The sequence below is a fragment of the Actinokineospora spheciospongiae genome (assembly GCF_000564855.1).
Lineage (GTDB): Bacteria > Actinomycetota > Actinomycetes > Mycobacteriales > Pseudonocardiaceae > Actinokineospora > Actinokineospora spheciospongiae.
In genome coordinates this window covers 14,357-30,466 of sequence record NZ_AYXG01000051.1, presented here as the reverse complement: position 1 = coordinate 30,466, position 16,110 = coordinate 14,357, and the positions used below count along the sequence as shown (strand labels likewise).

Sequence of the window (16,110 nt, the reverse complement as noted above, 5' to 3'; positions counted from 1 at the left end):
TTACCCACCGATGCGGTGAGCCGGTCGTCTCACTGGCCGGGAGGGTCGATCGCCTCGGAGCCGACGACCTCCCACACTCCCTCGACGACCGTGATCGAGCCGATGAGGCCGGTGACCTCCAGGACGCGGTGGGGTGCGCCACCGGGCGGGGCCACCACCGTGAACGGGGCCCCGCCGCCCGCGCAGCGCCCCCAGGCGTTGACCAGCAGACCCAGCCCGGGGGAGCCGAGGAACGTCAACCCGGTCAAGTCGACCACCAGGTGGCGCCCGCCCACCGCCCGGACGGCGTCGTCCAGCGCGGCGCGCGCCACCGGGGCGGTCGCCAGGTCGAGTTCCCCGGCGAAGCGGGCGATGAGGTGCGACGACGTCTCCTCGCTGGAGACATCGATCCCGGCTCCGGGCATGTCACTCCCCTCCGCGCGTCGTCGCGAACCCGGTCGGCATTGTGCGCCGGACCGGTCGCGATCAGCCACTCGGGGTCAGCGCGGTGTCCAGCGCCCACTCCTCGTGCTCGGTGCGCGCGAGGGTGAAGCGGCTCCGGGGGAGGGTGGGGATGCGGTTGAGCGGGATGTCGAGGTCCTGCTCGGGGACCGCGTGGTCGAGCCGGGCCAGGCGTGGTGCCAGGGCGGCGAGGATGGTGATGACGATGTCCTCGCCGGGGCAGCGGTGCCCGGTGCGCGGGTCGCCGCCGCCCTGGGGGATCAGCTCGAAGGCACCGATCTCGCGGTCGAGGAAGCGCTCGGGGGAGAAGGTGTACGGGTCGGGGAACAGCGCCGGGTCGTGGTTGTGGCCGTAGACGTCGAGCAGGACCATCGCGCCCTTCGGGATCTCCTGGCCGTGGAAGGTCAGGTCCCGGGCGGCCAGGCCGCCGAGGAAGGGGGCGAACGGGTAGAAGCGGCGGACCTCGTGGGCGAAGGCCACCGCGTACTCCCGGTCGCCGCGCGCCAGCCGGGCCCGGGTTCCGGGCCAGCGGTGCAGGGCGTGGCCGGTGAAGGTCAGGAACCAGGAGATGGCCACGGTGGGGCGGACGATGTTGAGCACCTCCACCGCGGCGACCCGGGGTTCGAGCAGGTCCCCGCGCTCGTCGACGTGGGAGGCGACCGCCCGGACCGCGCTGTCCGGGGCCACCTCCACCGAGCCGTCGCGGATGCCGGTGATGATGTCGGCGAGGCGCTTCTCCTGGCGACCACGAGCGGCGCGGGCCTTGAAGTGCCGGGGCGCGGGGGTGGCGAAGCCGTCCACCATCGTGACCAGGTCCGCCGCGACCGGGGCGACCTCTTCGGGCGGCAGCGGCAGCCCGACCCAGGCGAACACCGCCTCGGTCAGCACCCGGCTCGCCTCCTCGAACAGCGTCACCGGCCGGTCGACGACCCAGTTCGCCACGGTCGCGTCCCAGGCCGCGGTGGTCCGCTCGACCAGGTCGGTGATGCCCTCCCGGTTCATCAGCAGACCGGTGAACAGGGACTTGCGGCGCCGGTGGTCGGCGGCGTCGAGGGTGTGCACGGCACCGTGGCCGAACAGGGTGCTCTTGACCGGCTCGGGCAGCGCGCCGTGGCGGTGCACGTTGCGCTCGTCGTAGAACAGCCGCGCGGCGTCCACACCGTGGATGCAGACCGCGCGCTGACCCATCAGCCGTGTCCGCACGACGGGGGCGTTCTCGGCGCGCAACCGGTCCGGGAGCCAGGCGTAACCCTTCGTCAGCACAGCGAGCGATTCGTCCATGGGCGCGTCTACCCGTCCCGGGCGCGCCGAAACCGCCGGAGGCCGATTTGGATGATCGTCATCTGTGGTTCCGGTCACCCGTTCGTGGCAGGTGGGTGGTGCCCTGTCGTGCGGAGCACCGCTCCTGGTGGGTTCGGACGGCGCCCACGGGGTAGACCGGTCCGGACCGGAAAGGACGCGAGCGCGCCGAGGGGCGTCGCCCACCGAACCGGAAGACCGATGGCCACGACGAGCGGGGCGGATGATGGACGAACGACAGGGCGACGGTCGGCACGAGCGCGCGGCGGCACCGCGTTCGCCCGCGCGGTGGTTGTGCGCGGCGCTGGGCGCGGTCCTGCTCGTGCTGGGCGTGGTGGGACTGGTCCAGAGCGGACTCGACGGCTTCGCCAGCACACCCGCGTCCACGGCCGAGGGAACCGTGGGCGGCCTGGGCGGTTCGACGCTGCTCAACCTGGTGCACATCGGGCTGGGGCTGCTGGCGCTGCTCGCCGCGCTGCGCAAGGCCGCCCGCATCGCGGGCCTGTTCGGCTGCCTGGTCTTCACCGCGCTGCTGGCCTACGACATCGTCGCGCTCATCGACAACGCCCCCGGCGAACCGGCCGGGGTGCACACGCCCATCCTCGTCGTGCACGGCGTTGGCCTGCTCGCCTCCATCGCGATCGCCTGGCTGGAGGGCCGCGCCGACGGCGACTACGCCGGTGACCGCGCGGACCGGGGCACCAACAAGGACATCCCGCGCCACGCCGACTGACCACCCCGCAGCGCTGTGGATCGACCGAGTGCACCGACCGGGGGTCGACATCCCGTTCCACAGGGATGTCGACCCCCGGTCGGTGCCGTCAGCCCACAGGGGTGAGCAGGTCGTTCTCCTGCACCGCCGCCAGGGACAGCGTCCGGTAGCCCTGCTCCTCGAACAGCACGGTCACCCGGTCGTCCGCCACGGACATCACCGTGCCCGCGCCCCACTCGGCGTGCCGCACCTCCTGCTGCACGGCGAAGCCCGCCGCCTCCCTGGTCAGGGTGCTCGCCGTACCCGCCGCGCAGGTGTCGCACGCCCCGCACGGGTGGTCGAGCACCTCGCCGAAGTAGCCCAGCAGGTGCTGCCTGCGGCAGCCCGTGGTCTCCGCGTAGGCGCGCATCATGTGCAGGCGCGAGCCGACCATCCGCCGGTGCCCCTCGGCCGCCTCGGTCGCCAGCTCGATCGCCCGCCCGGGACCGACTTCCGGATCGCGGTAGTCCAGGTCCCCCGACGGTGACACGTCCAGCACACCGGCCTGGTCGAGGTGGTTGAGCGCCCGGGTGCGGCGTGCGGGCGCGGCGGACACCTCCTCGGTGAACTCGGCGCGGGTCAGGTGCCCGCCGTGGGACCGCACCGCGGACACCACCTCCGCGATGGTGTCCTCCGGCACGCGCGACCCGGTGAGGAAGCGCTGCAACGCCATGTCCTCGGCCCGGTAGAACAACTCCACCGTGGCCGGGTCGCCGTCGCGGCCCGCGCGGCCGATCTGCTGGTAGTAGGAGTCCAGCGACTCCGGGGCGGCGGCGTGCACGACGAAGCGCACGTCCGGCTTGCCGATGCCCATGCCGAACGCGGAGGTCGCCACCACCACGTCGAGGTCCCCGGCGAGGAAGTCGCGGTGCACCTGCTCGCGGTCGGCCTTGCGCATCCCCGCGTGGTAGGCCGCGACGCGGACCCCGGCCGCGGCGAGGTCGTCCCGGTGACCCTCGCAGTCGCGCCTGCTCGCGGTGTAGAGCAGGCCGGGTCTGCTCGCCGCGTCGGCGGCCAGCTCGCGCACCCGGTGCACCACCGCGGTGCGGCGCTCGGTGTCGTCGGTGTGCGTGTGCACGGTCAGGTGCAGGTTGGGCCGGTCGAAGCCCGCCACGACGAGCCGGGGGCGGCGCATGTGCAGCCGATCGACGATGTCGTCGCGCACCGGTGGCGCCGCGGTGGCCGTCAGCGCCACGGTCGTGGGGTGCCCCAACCGCTCGACCGCCTGGTGCAGCCGCAGGTAGTCGGGGCGGAAGTCGTGGCCCCAGGCGGAGACGCAGTGCGCCTCGTCGACGACGAACAGGGCCACCTCGGACCCGGCCAGTTCGTCGAGCACGTCCTCCTTGGACAGTTGCTCCGGTGCCAGGAACAGGTACCGCACCGTGCCGTCGCGCACCGCCCGCCACGCCTCGCGGTTCTCCTTGGCGGAGCGAGCCGAGTTCACCGCCACCGCCGCCGAGCCCGCGTCGAGCCCCTCGATCTGGTCCTGTTGCAGGGCGATCAGCGGCGACACCACCACGGTCACCCCCGGCAGCAGCAGCGCGGGAACCTGGTAGACCGCCGACTTCCCGGCCCCCGTGGGCAGGACCACCAGCACGTCCTCACCGCCCATCACCGCCGCCATCGCGGTGAGCTGCTCCCCGGTCAGGCTGGTCCAGCCGAACTCGGCCTCGGCGGTGCGCCGCAGGAGGTCGAGGTGTTCCCGTTGCCCTGTCACGGCCGCCGGGTACCACCGGCCCCCGCACTGACACACCGGATCCCTTCCCCATACAGCCGGGAAAATCGAGGTGTCAACCGACCCGACCGGGGAACCCGCCGCCCATGTCCCAGAAAGACATCCTGCTGTACGCGATGCGGGTGCCGCTGATGGTGTCGGTGCTGCGTTCGACCCGGGCGCGGGTGCGGGCGGTGCTCGGCGGGTTCGCGGTGCAGCAGGAGCTGAGCGACGCCGTGGTCTGGGTGCTCGACACCGCGCTGAGCAGCGCGATCGGGTGGCGCCGCCGGGAGAACCGGCTGGTGACCCTGGAGGCCGAGGTCGCGCTGCACGTCGACGACGACTCCGTGGTGCTGACAGCGGTCGACCACTTCTCCTGGACCGAGGAGACCCTGCGGGGCCGCGGCCCGGACGCCCGGGAGTGGATGGTCGTCAGCGGATTCGCCGATCGGGTGACGCTCACCGAGGACAGCCCCGCCACCTTCACCGCCGTCTTCCGCCGCACCCCCTGAACCGCGGCCGCCTGAACCGCTGCTGTGGCCGGTCTCAGCCTCAGCGGCGGGTGCCGGGTTCGGCGGCGTGGCGCCCCTCCTGGCTGCCCACGTAGGCGGGCTTGCGGAGGGCGGTGAGCCACCGCGGCGACGTGCCCAACCCGGCCGCGTTGCCCAGGGGGTCGAAGCTGATCTCCTCGTCGGCCCGCGCGGTGACGTCGAGCCGCCCGACCCGCACACCGCCCAACCGGAGGTCCCAGCCGAAGGGGAGCGCGGGAACGACCGCGTCGAGCCGCGCTCCGGACGGCAGTCCGCGCGGCACGGCGCGCAGCACACCCCGGCCGCCGTCACCCACCAGCGCCACGATGCTGCTGTAGTGGGCCCGGTCCCAGCCGAGCCCGGGGAACGGCAGCCCGCGCAGCGGGCCCGGCCCGCAGCTCGACAGCAGCAGGTCCCACGGCAGGCCGTCCACGGTCGTCCGGATCCCGAGGCCGAGGATGTCCGGCGCTCCGCCGGGGAGGCCGACGCCCTTGGACACGCGGACCAGCGCCGGGGTCGGTTCCACCGGCAGGGGAAACCAGGGCGGGCAGCCGTCGACCGCGCTGATCCGACCAGTCAGCACCCGGCCCGAGGGGTGGAACGCGGGCGCCGACCGCGCCCGACCCAGGGCCGCGAACCCGCCGCGCACCCAGGACGACCACCCCCGGCGTCCCGCGCTCTCCGGCTCGGGGGGCCGCGATGGCTCGGTGCGTTCCTCCGGGGTGATCACGGGGCCTGGTCTACCCCGCCGCCGCGCTCGCAAACTCCGCGGCCGGACGAGGCCGCGGCACCGGGCTCCGGTGCCTGAGACCAGCGCTCCCAGCCACGTTCGACAGCGTGGACCGGGGTACACCCTTCGGTCGTCAGCGGTCGCCCGAATGGGTGAAGGAGTGCGTGAGGCCACACCGCCCTTTGCCATGTCCGGTGCGGGGGGTTAGCGTGCGTGGGAAGGCGGTAGACACGGTATGTGGATTGTGCGTCGCGTGTTGAGCCCACAGCTCGTGGCCTGCGAAGCGTGCCCTGACGAAAACGGGTGCCATGAACAGCGAGAACACCACACCACGGCTCTTCGACATCCGCGTCGACCACGTGGGCGACGTTCCCGTCGCGGTCCTCAGCGGTGACCTCGACGTGGCAACCGTGCCGCTGCTGGACCGAGCCGCGGCACCCCTGTTCACCCCCACCACCCCGGGCTTGGTGATCGACCTGGCCGGAGTCGCCTTCTGCGGGTCGGCGGGCCTCGCGTGGTTCATGGAGGCGAGGGACAGGGCCATGAAGCTGGACTTCCCCCTGGTGTTGACGGGGTGCAGGCCGATGATGCTCCGCCTGCTGGAGCTCACCGGCCTGCTGCCGCTGTTCGACCGCCGCCCCGACAGCGCGGACGCCGTCGCGGGCCTGCTCGCGGCCCGGTGACCTGACGGCGCTCAGGCGCTCCCGGGCCGCTGCTCCACGTGCTCGCGGTACTCGTCGACCTGCTCCGGCGTCGGGTCGACCCCGACCGCGTCGGCGAAGTCCTCCGGGTCGTCGTAGGAGTCGATGTCGGGCTCGCGTTCGGCGGCGGGGGTCAGGACGGGGGCGGCACCGAGCGCCGTCTCGACGGCGGCCACGACGTCCGGGTGCCCCAGCGGCAGCGGCGCGTTGACCCGGTCCTGCGCGCCGCCGGTGCTGGCCGCGACCAGGCGCACGTCGGTGCCCGCCGAGATCAGGTCCTCGCGGCGCCGGGTGGTGCGCCGCAGCCACGCCTCGTTCGCCGCCAACGCCGGACTCCCCGGCGCTGCGTCGTCCGCACCCGGGTCGACCAGCAGCACCACCGCGGGCGGACGACCGCTCCGCTCGGCGACCGTCAGCGCGACCTCCGCCTCCGGGCCGCCCGCCACCACCGCGTACGGGCCGGTCACGTCCGCCAGCACGGCGTCCCAGCGGTGCAGCGGGTCGGTCTCCCCGCCGATCCACACCACGTTCCGCTGCTCGGCGAACTCCCGCCAGGTCCCGGGCAGGTCGCTGTGCGGCTTGGTGTCCGCCGGGTCGAGCACCACAACCGTCGTCACCGTCGCCGCCACGTCTCCAGCAGTCATCGCGATTCGTCCTTTCACCGGTCTCGGTACTCCGGTTGCCCGGTGCGCTGTCGATCAAACGCACGTGCCCGGGTCGGGTCAGCTCGCCACCGCGGCGGGAACCCCGGCCAACGCCGGGGTCCGGGACGGCTTCCCGGCCTGCCGAGGCGGGTCGAACCGGCCCTGAGGTGGTTCGAGGCGGTTCCCGGCCGGGCCATGCCGCTCTGCGGGTGGGTCGAGCCGTTCTGCGGCTGGGTGGGGCCGTTCCCCGGATGGGCGGTGCTGGTCCCTGGTCGGATGAGGCTGATCTCCGGTTGGGCGGGGCCGGGGATCGGTGGGGCCGAGTCGGTCCCCGGCTGGGTGCGGCTGGGCCCCGGTGGGGCTGAGCTGGTCCCTTGCCGGGGCGGACTGGCCCCCGGTCGGGCCGGGCCGGGGCTCGGGTGGGTCGGCCAGCAGTGGTTCGGCCGCGGTGAGCAGCGCCTGGGCCTCACGCAGTGAGCGGGCGACCCGATCGCGGTGGGAGCGCATCAGCGCGGCTTCCGCGCGTGCCTCGTCGAGCAGCTGCCCGGCCTCGGTCCGGGCGGCGGCCACGATCCGCGCCGCCTCGGCCCGGGCCCCGGTGAGCCGCTCGGCGATCTCCCGGTCCGCCTCCCGCCTGCGGGCCGCCAGCGCGGTCTCGAAGTCCGCGTCGGCCCGCGCCCGCAGGCGGGCCGCCCGCTCGTCGAGGCCGCGCCGCGCCGCCTCCGCCCGGCGGGTCGTCTCCTCGACGTCGGCGTGCGCCCGCCGCATCAGCTCGCGGTGCTCGGCCTCCATCTCCGCCCGCCGCCGGTCGAGGTCGGCGATCACCTGCTCGTGCCGCTCGCGCAACCGCAAGGTGGCCTCCCGCGCGGTGGACCACTGCTGCTCGGCGGCGGCGCGGGCGCGCGAGGTGATCTCCTCCGCTTCGGCGTGCGCCAGCTCGGCCAGGCGGCGCAGCCGTTCGGAGAGCCCGTCGGCGTCGACGGGGGAGCGGCAGACCCGTTCGAGGCGTTCGGTGAGTTCGCTGACCTCGGCCCTGGTCCGCTCCAGCACCTCCGCCAGGTGCTGGGCCTGCGCCACGGCCGCGTCGCGGTCCTCGGAGACCAGGCGCAGATCGGCTTCCGCGGCCTCGACGTAGGACTGGACCTGGTGGCGGTCGAACCCGCGCAGGACGACGTCGAAGCCGGTGCGCAGCGGCACGATGCCGGGGGACTCCACGGTGTCAACGGTCATGGTCGGATGATACCAACTGTCATCCACCTGACGACATTGACACTGTCATCAAACGGATGACACCACACTTCAAATGGAGTGCCGCCGGGAGGCAGGGGAACCGGCGCGGTTGACCGGTGCAATCCGGGAAATCCCCCGGCAATGACAACACCCCCACCGCGGTCCGACTGCTCGCTCACGTTCGTCGGCAATGCCACGACCGTGCTCCGCCTCGGCCCGTTCACCCTCCTCACCGACCCCAACTTCCTGCGCCGCGGCCAGTGGACCCACATCGGCCAGGGCCTGGTGTCGCGCAGGCGGTTCGACCCCGCCTTCGGCATCGACGACCTGCCCCCGATCGACGCCGCGGTCCTGTCGCACCTGCACGGCGACCACTTCGACCGGGTCGCCCGCGCCGGGCTCGCCCGCGACCTGCCGATCCTGACCACCGAGCACGCCGCCCGCAAGCTGGGCCGCTGGGGTTTCCGCGAACCGGTCCCGCTGCGCACCTGGGGCGACCTGTCGCTGACCAAGGCGGGCGCCACCCTGCGCGTCACCGCCCTGCCCGCCCGGCACGCCCTGGGCCCGCTGGCCGGGCTCCTGCCCCCGGTCATGGGTTCGATGGTGGAGTACCAGGCCGAGCCCGCCGCCGAACCGGTGCGCGTCTACCTCAGCGGCGACACCCTGTACCACCGGGAACTGCGCGAGATCCGCGACCGCTACCCCAGCATCGACGTGGCGGTCGTGCACCTGGGCGGGACCCGCTTCCTGGGACTGCTGCTGACCATGGACGGCAGGCAGGGCGTCGACCTCGTCCAGATGTTGCGCCCCCGGCAGGTCGTCCCGGTGCACTTCAACGACTACACGATCATGAAGTCCCCGCTGTCGGAGTTCACCGACGAGTTCGACCGCAGGCAGCCACCGGGGCACCTGCGCCGGGTGGAGCGCGGCCAGACCGTCGCCCTGACCGTCCCCGTCGGCGGCTGAGCCCACCGGGGCCCGCTCAGGCGAACAGGGTGCGGTGGAGCAGGAAGAGGTTCAGGCCCGAGATCAACAGGGCCGCCGTCACCCCCGCCGCGGTGGTCCAGCGGCGGTTCACCAGGTCGCCCATGACGTCGCGGCGCCTGCTCAGGGCGACGAGCGGGAAGAGGGCGAACGGGATGCCGAAGGAGAGGACCACCTGGCTGAGCACCAGCGCGCGCATCGGGTCGACCCCGGCGGCCAGCACGGCCAGCGCGGGGGCCATGGTGACCACCCGGCGCAGCAGCAGCGGGACCCGCCTGCGCAGGAAGCCCGCCATCACCACCTCGCCGGAGTAGGTGCCGACGCTGGAGGCGGCCAGGCCGGAGGCCAGCAGGGCCACCGCGAAGGCCACCCCGGCCGCCGGGCCCAGGGTGGTGCCGAGGCTGCCGTGCATGTCCTCCAGCGTGTCCGACGGCAGGGCGCTGCCGTGCAGCGCGTCCGCGGCGATGAGCAGCATGCTGACGTTGACCAGGCCCGCGATCCCCAGCGCGGCCCCGAGGTCCACGACGGTGGCGCGCAGGGTGCGCCTGCGCTGCGCCGGGTCGGGGTCGGACCGGTGTTGGGTCAGCGCCGAGTGCAGGTAGATCGCGTGCGGCATCACTGTGGCGCCGAGCATCCCGGTGGCGAGCAGCACGCTGTCCACCCCCGCGAACCCGGGCACCAGGCCCGCCCCGGCGTCGGTGAGCGGCCCCAGTTGCAGCGTCTGGTAGACGAAACCGGCCAGAACTATGCTCAGCAGGGTCACGATGATTTTCTCGAACCGCCTGCGCCGCAGCGGGGCCAAGCCCAGGATCGCCAGCGACACCACGGCGGTGAGGACCGCGGCGGGCAGCAGCGGGATGCCGAAGAGCAGGTTCAGGGCGACCGCGGCGCCGACGAACTCGGCCAGGTCGGTGGCCATCGTGACCAGCTCAGCCTGCACCCACAGCCCGCGCACCACCGGCCGGGGGTAGTGCTCGCGGCACAGCTCGGGCAGGTTGCGCCCGGTGGCCACCCCGAGCTTCGCCGAGAGGTACTGCACGAACACGGCGGTCGCGCTGGCGGACACGATGACCCACAGCAGCAGGTGCCCGTACTGCGCCCCACCGGCCATGTTGGTGGCGAAGTTGCCCGGGTCCACGTAGGCCACGGCCACCACGAACGCCGGGCCCATCAGCGCCCCCACCGACCGCAGCCGGGCGCGGACGGGCTCCCGGGCGCGGGCACCGAGGGGGAGGGACGGGTGGTTGAGGACGGAATCGACCATCGGTTTCTCCTGGTGGCGCGGACCGGGCGCGGTCGCGCGGCCGCACCACCGGGGGTGGCGCGGCCGCGCGGGTGACCTCACGGGGTGAGCTTGCGGATGGCCTTCTCGATCAGGCCCAGGTTCGCCGGGCTGGTCGCGTACAGCAGCGGGTCGGGCTTGGGCGCGGACGCCTTGTCGCCCAGCGGGGGAGCCTCCTGGAGGTAGGAGAACTCGTGCACCCCGTCCGGCGCGGGCCCGCTCGCCCACCGGCCCTCGGCGCCGTGGGTGCCGTCGGACAGGTGCCAGATGGTGCCCGCGTGCTCCTGGTTCTCCTCGTCGAACAGGGCGCTCGGGGTGATCGGCCCCTCCAGGCCGTCCTCCTGCAACTCCTCGATCGCGGCGAGCCACATGTTCTGGTGGGCGGTGTCGCGGGCGAGGTTGAACCGCAGCATCTCCTTGACGCCCGGGTCGTCGGTCATGTTGTAGAGCCGGGCGGTCTGGAGCCTGCCCTGGGCCTCGGCGGCCACGTTCGCCCGGAAGTCGGCCATCAGGTTGCCGCTGGCGACGATGAAGCGGCCGTTCCACGGCACCCCGTTGCTGTCGGACAGCGTCGGCCCGCCGCCGCTGACGATCGCCTGCTGCGGGTCCATGCCGCCGACGATCGCGGCCAGCACCGGGTCGTCGCCCACCATGGCCGCCGTGGTCTCGGAGGGGGCGCCCTCCAGCAGCCGGGCCACCATCGTGGCCAGCATCTCCACGTGGCCGATCTCCTCGGTGGCCACGTCCATGATCAGGTCCTTGTACTTGCCCTCCATCCGGCAGTTCCAGCCCTGGAACAGGTACTGCATCGTCACGGTCATCTCGCCGTAGGCGCCGCCGATCAGCTCCTGGAGCTTGCGGGCGAAGACGGGGTCCGGCGCCTGCGGCTTCGCCTCGAACTGAAGTCGGGAGGTGTGGGTGAACATGCGCACTCCTGCTCTGCTCTGCTCGGCGGCCGGGGCCGCCGACGGGAAGTGGTCGGCTCCGACGCTAGGAACGCCCTGTCGCCGCACCGCCGCGACGACAACACCGGTGCGTCACCGCGCCGTTCTCCCCGCTGCTCCGGGCACCGGAAAAATAAGTGCGCCACACGTTGGATGACCGGATTTGTGGGCACCCGGGGCGAGACGGGCTCGACGTGAGGTGAGGTAGCGATGGCCACGCAATCCCCGGAAAGCCACGCGGACTGTCCCCGGCTGCGCCTGCTGGGAGGTTTCGGGCTGACGGTCGGGGAGACCGCGGTGCCGGTCGTGCCGGGAGCCCAGCGGCTGCTGGCCTACCTGGTGCTGCACGCCGAACCGGTGAGCCGCGCTGCCGCCGCGCGGAGCCTGTGGCCCGGTGCCACCCCGACGCGGGCCTCGGCCTGCCTGCGCTCGACGCTGTGGCGGCTGATGAAGTGGCAGCTCCCGCTGGTCACCACTGCCGGGGACACCCTCGCCGCGCACCGCGCGGTGTCGGTCGACGTGTGGACGGTTCGCGCGCTGGCCCATGAACCGTGCGACCACGGGATCCCCGGGCCGGAGGTGCCTTCCGGGCTGCTCGGTGGGGAGTTGCTGCCGGGGTGGGACGAGCCGTGGGTGGCGCAGGAGCGGGAGTGGTTCCGGCAGGTGCGGCTGCGGACGTTGGAGATGCTCAGTGAGCGGTATCGCCGTGCTGGGGATCTCTACCTGGCGCACAAGACCGCTGTGGCCGCTGTGCGGGTCGATCCGCTGCGGGAGAGCGCGCACCGGGCTTTGGTGGAGTTGCACCTGGCTGACGGGAACCCAGCGGAGGCGGTGCGGCAGTTCCACCACTACCGGGCGCTCGTCCGACGCGAACTCGGGCTGGACCCGTCCCCGGCCATCAGCGGCTTGGTCCACCACCTCGTCGCGGAGCGCCCCCGCCCGGTTTCCGTGGCGGGCAACGCCCGATCACTCAACTAGGCCGTGTGCTGACGGTCGCCGGGGTGGCCGAATAGGTCGGCGGCCGCGAGGACAGGTCCTGGAGACCGTCCTGGCTCCCGGGCTACCCCGTTCGTCGGGTGGGTGTCCCGGTGCGGTGGGCCAGGACCACCGCGGCGTCGTCTTCGGGCACACCGCCCTGGTGGGCCAGGGCGGCGTGGACGATGCGGCGCGCGGTTTCCGGGGCCGGGTCCCGGGTCAGTACGCCGTCGCGCAGGCATTGCGACATCCGGGTTCGGCCGAACTGGCTTCCGGTGGCGTCGCGGCCGTCGGTCACCCCGTCGGTGTGGAGCAGCAGGCAGTCGCCGGGGTTGAGCAGGCCCGTGGCGGGTGTCGGGGCGGGGCCCAGGCCGAACGCGGGGCCTTGGCCGCGCGGGAGGTCGTCCGCCGCGCCGTCGGAGCGCATGATCAGTGGGTCGCTGTGACCGGCGTTGAGGTAGCGCAGTGCGCCTGAGCCCAGGTCCACCTCGGCCAGCACACCGGAGACCGCTGCCCCGGTCGGGAAGGTGGCGGTGAGTGCGCCGGTGATGGCGTGGGCCTGCCCGGGCAGGTCCAGCCCGGCCCGGCGGGCGCCGCGGTAGGCGGCCACCGCGGTGGCGACGAGCAGCCCGCCGCGGCCGTCACCGACCCCCGCGTCGAAGATCGCCAGCGACGCCGTGGCGTTCGAGACGCTGTGGTCGAAGGCGTCGCACGCCAGGTCGCCGCAGGTCTCCACCATGCCGGTGAGCACCAGTTCGTCGGTGCCCGCCGTCAGCGGGGGCAACAGCTCCCGGACGAGCAGTGAACCAGGGGCCGTGGGCTGCCGAGCCCGCCGCACGCCGTCGCCGTACCGCTCGGCCGCCGCGACGACGTGCCCGATGAGGACGGACAGCCAGCGGCACTGGGTGCGCAGCTCCGGGTCCTCAAGGTCGGCCCCGTCCCGGGCGGTCACCTTGAGCACGCCCAACCGGTCGGCGCCGTCGAGCAGTGGCATCCACAGGGGGGAGTGGACGGCGTTGCGCGCGTACGTGGACCGCACCTGCCGGAACGCCGTGCCCGCGGCCCCGGTGTCCAGCGGCAGCGGCACCCGGCGCCGCTCCAGAGCACCCACGAAGGGGTGCAGCGCGTGCTGCTCGCGGTCGACCAGGTAGATGGTCAACCCCAGGCCCAGGGCTTCCGCGGCGGACGCCGCGACCGCGGGGATGGCTTCCGGTGGCGTGCGGTGCGCGCCCTCCAGGAGCCGCACCAGCGCGGTCAACGGGTCCGCGACCGGGGTGTCCGGCACGGGGTCGAGGCTGTAGGGCGCGCTCTGCGGGACGTCGATCTCGTTGAGCCGCTCGTTGATGGCGTGGGCCAGCATGTCCCGCTGCGGAACGGGCATCGGCATCAGCCCGTGCAGGTAGGCCTCCACCTCCATCAGCCCCATCGTGCCGCCGATGGAGAAGTACCGCAGCCACAGCTGTTCCAGCGGCAGGCTGGTCTGCTCGAACGCGGCGGACACGTGCCGCCACTGCTCGTCGGGACCGTGCTCCGGGAACGCGTTCATCGGATCCACCCCTAAGCCCGCTCGGCCTCGACCAGTGACCGGGCCAGGTCCCCCAGCGGGCGCTGCTGGTGTCGCGCGGAACGGGCCAGCGCGGTGAACGCCGCGTCCTCGCCCACCCCGTCCTCGGCCATGACCATCCCCTTGGCGATGTTCACCACGTCCCGCGTGCGCATGGTGTCGACCAGGTCGGTGCTCAGCCGCTGCGCCTGCTCGACCGTGCGCACGTTGGCCAGCAGGATCGCGGCCTGGGCGGCGAACCGCTCCATCAGGTGCTCGTCGTGCGGGCCGAAGGTGTTCGGGCGGTCCGCGTACACCTTCATCGCCCCCAGCGCCTCGCCCCCGGCCACCAGCGGCGCGCTGAGCACCGCCGCGACGCCGAGCGGTCGGGCCGCCTCGGTCCACCGGGGCCACCTGGCCGCCACGGCGGGGTCGTCGAGGTCGTCAACCCGGATGGTCGTGCGCCGCGCCCACGCCGTGAGGCAGGGGCCCTCACCGCTCTCGTACTGCAACCCGTCGGCCGCCTCCACCATCGGATCGGTGGCCGCGGCGCTGGTCCGGCTCCCGTCGGGGTCGATCAGCGTCGTGCCCGAGCCGGTGCTGCCCGCGACGGTGTCCCTGGCCAGCGACGTGATCAAGTCGAGCACCGAGCCGACCGTCTCCCTGGACAGCAGCAGCCCCGACATCCGCAGGGACACGGCCGCCAGTTCGTCGGCGAGCGGCAGCTTCGCGTCCATACCTTCCCTCTTTCACCACCCACTGGAGCCCCGGGCTCCCCGGACACCGCACCGGTGGTCGCGCACAGCAATCCCCGACACGCACGGGTCTACCCGCCCGGGCGGGAGTTGAACCCCTGTTGATTCGACGTCGTCGTGATGACTGCGACCCACCGTCAGGGGGTAAGTGGTGTTGAGAGGACGTGTGGGGACCCGGGCAGGCCGGTGCGCCGAACGCGTCTCGGCGCTGGGAGTTGTGATGGGGCACCCTGATCCTCCGGTCGACCCCTCGCGGGCGTGGCCCGCGGTGCTCGACGAGGTCACCGGGGCACTGGCGGCGCTGACCGAGTGCCTGGACACCGAGGAGGACCTGAACGACCTGCTGGGGCGGGTGTGCGACCAGGTGACCAGGGCGGTTCCCGGGGTCGACGCCGCCACCGTCACTCTGCTGCGTGACGGCGCACCGCACACCGCGGCCTCGACCAGCGAGGTCGCCACCCGGCTCGACCTGCGCCAGTACGACCTGGGCGCCGGGCCGTGCCTGACGGCGGCCGAGGAGGGGATGCTGATCCGGGCGACCCTGGGGGACGCCACCCGGTCGTGGCCGGAGTTCGCCGACGAGGCGCGCCGGGCGGGCATGGGCAGCTTCCTCTCCGCGCCCCTGGTCCTCGGCGACGGCCACGCGGGGGGGATCAACTGCTACAGCGCCCACGGCCACGGTTTCGCCGAACTCGACGAGCGGCTGCTCGACCTCTACACAACAGCCGTCGAGGCCGCGCTGCGCGGGCACCAGCGGTACCTGTCCGCCCAGCGGGCCGTCGACCAGCTCCGCACCGCGCTGGACTCCCGGTCGGTCATCGACCAGGCCAAGGGGATGCTGATGGCCATCCGGAGTGTCAGCGCGGAGGAGGCGTTCCGGCTCCTGGTCGCGCGGTCCCAGCAGGAGAACGTGAAGCTGCGCCACGTCGCCGAGCGGTTCGTCGCGGACGTCGCACGCCGCACGGAGTGACGGCTGCGCGCCGCACGCGGAGGCGATCGGCGCACTGTTCACCCGTTCGCCGGTACAGCCGATCCCGGGAGGGTGAATCAAGCGGCGTCTGCCGGGTATTCGCACCACACACCCGTCACGAGGAGACGACATGTCCGCTTCGCGCACCGCCCGGACCACCCGCCACCCCGGTCAGCTCGCGGCCACCGTGGTCGGCGCTATATTCCTGCTCGTGGGCATCCTCGGGTTCATCCCCGGGGTGACCACCGACTTCGACCAGCTCACCTTCGCCGGGCACGGCTCGTCGGCGAAGCTGCTCGGGATCTTCGAGGTCTCCGTGCTGCACAACCTGGTCCACCTCGCCTTCGGCGTCGCGGGCCTGGTGCTGGCGCGCACCTTGTCCGGGGCGCGCGCCTTCCTCCTCGGTGGCGGCGCGATCTACCTGCTGCTGTGGCTCTACGGGCTGTTCATCGACCACGACAGCGCCGCGAACTTCGTCCCGGTGAACAGCGCCGACAACTGGCTGCACCTGGTACTCGGCATCGGCATGCTGGCACTGGGCCTGCTGGTGGCTTCGCCGAGGCGGGCCTCGGCCACCGGCTGAGCCGGTCCCGGCGGACGCACCCGCGCCCCCACCC

Annotated in this window: 17 protein-coding genes; 7 read left to right on the top strand and 10 right to left on the bottom strand. The window is 73.3% G+C overall.

The genetic code is table 11. The features are described 5' to 3' along the window. Positions 1-29: 29 nt before the first annotated feature. The gene (locus UO65_RS06915; protein ID WP_035279868.1) at positions 30-404 is read right to left on the bottom strand and encodes an STAS domain-containing protein; all 375 of its coding nucleotides are present in this window, start codon (positions 402-404) and stop codon (positions 30-32) included. A 61-nt stretch (positions 405-465) separates the two neighbouring features. Then, positions 466-1,722, bottom strand: coding sequence for a cytochrome P450 (locus UO65_RS06910; RefSeq protein ID WP_052020843.1), 1,257 nt, complete (start codon positions 1,720-1,722; stop codon positions 466-468). A 241-nt stretch (positions 1,723-1,963) separates the two neighbouring features. Between UO65_RS06910 and UO65_RS33120 the strand changes: the two genes are divergently transcribed. Beyond that, complete coding sequence (locus tag UO65_RS33120; RefSeq protein ID WP_052020842.1) at positions 1,964-2,473, top strand: DUF4383 domain-containing protein; 510 nt, start codon at positions 1,964-1,966, stop codon at positions 2,471-2,473. An 88-nt stretch (positions 2,474-2,561) separates the two neighbouring features. On the opposite strand, the gene UO65_RS06900 is transcribed toward UO65_RS33120, so the two are convergent. Continuing rightward, on the bottom strand, positions 2,562-4,208 hold the full coding sequence (locus UO65_RS06900) for a RecQ family ATP-dependent DNA helicase (protein WP_052020841.1): 1,647 nt from the start codon (positions 4,206-4,208) through the stop codon (positions 2,562-2,564). Positions 4,209-4,312: 104 nt separating this feature from the next. On the opposite strand from UO65_RS06900, the gene UO65_RS06895 reads away from it, so the two are divergent. Then, positions 4,313-4,717 carry a hypothetical protein gene (locus UO65_RS06895; RefSeq protein WP_035279867.1) on the top strand — a complete coding sequence of 135 codons (405 nt, stop codon included), beginning with the start codon at positions 4,313-4,315 and terminating at the stop codon, positions 4,715-4,717. Positions 4,718-4,757: 40 nt separating this feature from the next. On the opposite strand, the gene UO65_RS06890 is transcribed toward UO65_RS06895, so the two are convergent. Then, the gene (locus tag UO65_RS06890) at positions 4,758-5,465 is read right to left on the bottom strand and encodes a hypothetical protein (RefSeq protein WP_052020840.1); all 708 of its coding nucleotides are present in this window, start codon (positions 5,463-5,465) and stop codon (positions 4,758-4,760) included. A gap of 308 nt (positions 5,466-5,773) precedes the next feature. Between UO65_RS06890 and UO65_RS06885 the strand changes: the two genes are divergently transcribed. After that, entirely contained in the window at positions 5,774-6,148 is a 375-nt protein-coding gene (locus tag UO65_RS06885; protein ID WP_052020839.1) for an STAS domain-containing protein, read from the top strand. Positions 6,149-6,159: 11 nt separating this feature from the next. On the opposite strand, the gene UO65_RS06880 is transcribed toward UO65_RS06885, so the two are convergent. After that, positions 6,160-6,810 (bottom strand): hypothetical protein, encoded by a 651-nt coding sequence (locus UO65_RS06880; protein WP_181399835.1) that lies wholly within the window; start codon positions 6,808-6,810, stop codon positions 6,160-6,162. 78 nt (positions 6,811-6,888) lie between these two features. Beyond that, positions 6,889-8,040 carry a coiled-coil domain-containing protein gene (locus UO65_RS06875; protein ID WP_052020837.1) on the bottom strand — a complete coding sequence of 384 codons (1,152 nt, stop codon included), beginning with the start codon at positions 8,038-8,040 and terminating at the stop codon, positions 6,889-6,891. A 141-nt stretch (positions 8,041-8,181) separates the two neighbouring features. On the opposite strand from UO65_RS06875, the gene UO65_RS06870 reads away from it, so the two are divergent. Continuing rightward, positions 8,182-9,006 carry an MBL fold metallo-hydrolase gene (locus tag UO65_RS06870; protein WP_035279866.1) on the top strand — a complete coding sequence of 275 codons (825 nt, stop codon included), beginning with the start codon at positions 8,182-8,184 and terminating at the stop codon, positions 9,004-9,006. A gap of 16 nt (positions 9,007-9,022) precedes the next feature. Here UO65_RS06870 and UO65_RS06865 read toward each other — a convergent pair whose 3' ends face one another. Together UO65_RS06865 and UO65_RS06860 are read right to left on the bottom strand one after the other, a co-directional pair. Next, positions 9,023-10,288 (bottom strand): Nramp family divalent metal transporter, encoded by a 1,266-nt coding sequence (locus tag UO65_RS06865; protein ID WP_035279865.1) that lies wholly within the window; start codon positions 10,286-10,288, stop codon positions 9,023-9,025. A 77-nt stretch (positions 10,289-10,365) separates the two neighbouring features. Continuing rightward, complete coding sequence (locus tag UO65_RS06860; RefSeq protein WP_035279864.1) at positions 10,366-11,232, bottom strand: manganese catalase; 867 nt, start codon at positions 11,230-11,232, stop codon at positions 10,366-10,368. A gap of 228 nt (positions 11,233-11,460) precedes the next feature. Between UO65_RS06860 and UO65_RS06855 the strand changes: the two genes are divergently transcribed. Continuing rightward, a complete protein-coding gene (locus tag UO65_RS06855) occupies positions 11,461-12,228 on the top strand; it encodes an AfsR/SARP family transcriptional regulator (RefSeq protein WP_052020836.1) in 768 nt (255 codons plus the stop codon). Between the two features lie 82 nt (positions 12,229-12,310). Here UO65_RS06855 and UO65_RS06850 read toward each other — a convergent pair whose 3' ends face one another. Both UO65_RS06850 and UO65_RS06845 read right to left on the bottom strand, forming a co-directional pair. Then, positions 12,311-13,771 (bottom strand): PP2C family protein-serine/threonine phosphatase, encoded by a 1,461-nt coding sequence (locus tag UO65_RS06850; RefSeq protein WP_035279863.1) that lies wholly within the window; start codon positions 13,769-13,771, stop codon positions 12,311-12,313. Between the two features lie 11 nt (positions 13,772-13,782). Then, a complete protein-coding gene (locus UO65_RS06845; RefSeq protein WP_035279862.1) occupies positions 13,783-14,505 on the bottom strand; it encodes a GAF and ANTAR domain-containing protein in 723 nt (240 codons plus the stop codon). Between the two features lie 238 nt (positions 14,506-14,743). Here UO65_RS06845 and UO65_RS06840 point away from each other — a divergent pair, with 238 nt between their 5' ends. Together UO65_RS06840 and UO65_RS06835 are read left to right on the top strand one after the other, a co-directional pair. Next, positions 14,744-15,493, top strand: a complete 750-nt coding sequence (locus UO65_RS06840) for a GAF and ANTAR domain-containing protein (protein WP_052020835.1) — start codon at positions 14,744-14,746, stop codon at positions 15,491-15,493. A 130-nt stretch (positions 15,494-15,623) separates the two neighbouring features. After that, positions 15,624-16,076 carry a DUF4383 domain-containing protein gene (locus UO65_RS06835; RefSeq protein WP_035279860.1) on the top strand — a complete coding sequence of 151 codons (453 nt, stop codon included), beginning with the start codon at positions 15,624-15,626 and terminating at the stop codon, positions 16,074-16,076. The last annotated feature ends 34 nt before the right edge of the window (positions 16,077-16,110 follow it).

Coding starts and splice junctions, on each gene's coding strand:
- UO65_RS06915 (WP_035279868.1), bottom strand. CDS start 404: ATGCCCGGAGCCGGGATCGATGTCTCCAGCGAGGAGACGTCGTCGCAC.
- UO65_RS06910 (WP_052020843.1), bottom strand. CDS start 1,722: ATGGACGAATCGCTCGCTGTGCTGACGAAGGGTTACGCCTGGCTCCCG.
- UO65_RS33120 (WP_052020842.1), top strand. CDS start 1,964: ATGATGGACGAACGACAGGGCGACGGTCGGCACGAGCGCGCGGCGGCA.
- UO65_RS06895 (WP_035279867.1), top strand. CDS start 4,313: ATGTCCCAGAAAGACATCCTGCTGTACGCGATGCGGGTGCCGCTGATG.
- UO65_RS06885 (WP_052020839.1), top strand. CDS start 5,774: ATGAACAGCGAGAACACCACACCACGGCTCTTCGACATCCGCGTCGAC.
- UO65_RS06880 (WP_181399835.1), bottom strand. CDS start 6,810: ATGACTGCTGGAGACGTGGCGGCGACGGTGACGACGGTTGTGGTGCTC.
- UO65_RS06875 (WP_052020837.1), bottom strand. CDS start 8,040: ATGACCGTTGACACCGTGGAGTCCCCCGGCATCGTGCCGCTGCGCACC.
- UO65_RS06870 (WP_035279866.1), top strand. CDS start 8,182: ATGACAACACCCCCACCGCGGTCCGACTGCTCGCTCACGTTCGTCGGC.
- UO65_RS06865 (WP_035279865.1), bottom strand. CDS start 10,288: ATGGTCGATTCCGTCCTCAACCACCCGTCCCTCCCCCTCGGTGCCCGC.
- UO65_RS06860 (WP_035279864.1), bottom strand. CDS start 11,232: ATGTTCACCCACACCTCCCGACTTCAGTTCGAGGCGAAGCCGCAGGCG.
- UO65_RS06855 (WP_052020836.1), top strand. CDS start 11,461: ATGGCCACGCAATCCCCGGAAAGCCACGCGGACTGTCCCCGGCTGCGC.
- UO65_RS06850 (WP_035279863.1), bottom strand. CDS start 13,771: ATGAACGCGTTCCCGGAGCACGGTCCCGACGAGCAGTGGCGGCACGTG.
- UO65_RS06845 (WP_035279862.1), bottom strand. CDS start 14,505: ATGGACGCGAAGCTGCCGCTCGCCGACGAACTGGCGGCCGTGTCCCTG.
- UO65_RS06840 (WP_052020835.1), top strand. CDS start 14,744: ATGGGGCACCCTGATCCTCCGGTCGACCCCTCGCGGGCGTGGCCCGCG.
- UO65_RS06835 (WP_035279860.1), top strand. CDS start 15,624: ATGTCCGCTTCGCGCACCGCCCGGACCACCCGCCACCCCGGTCAGCTC.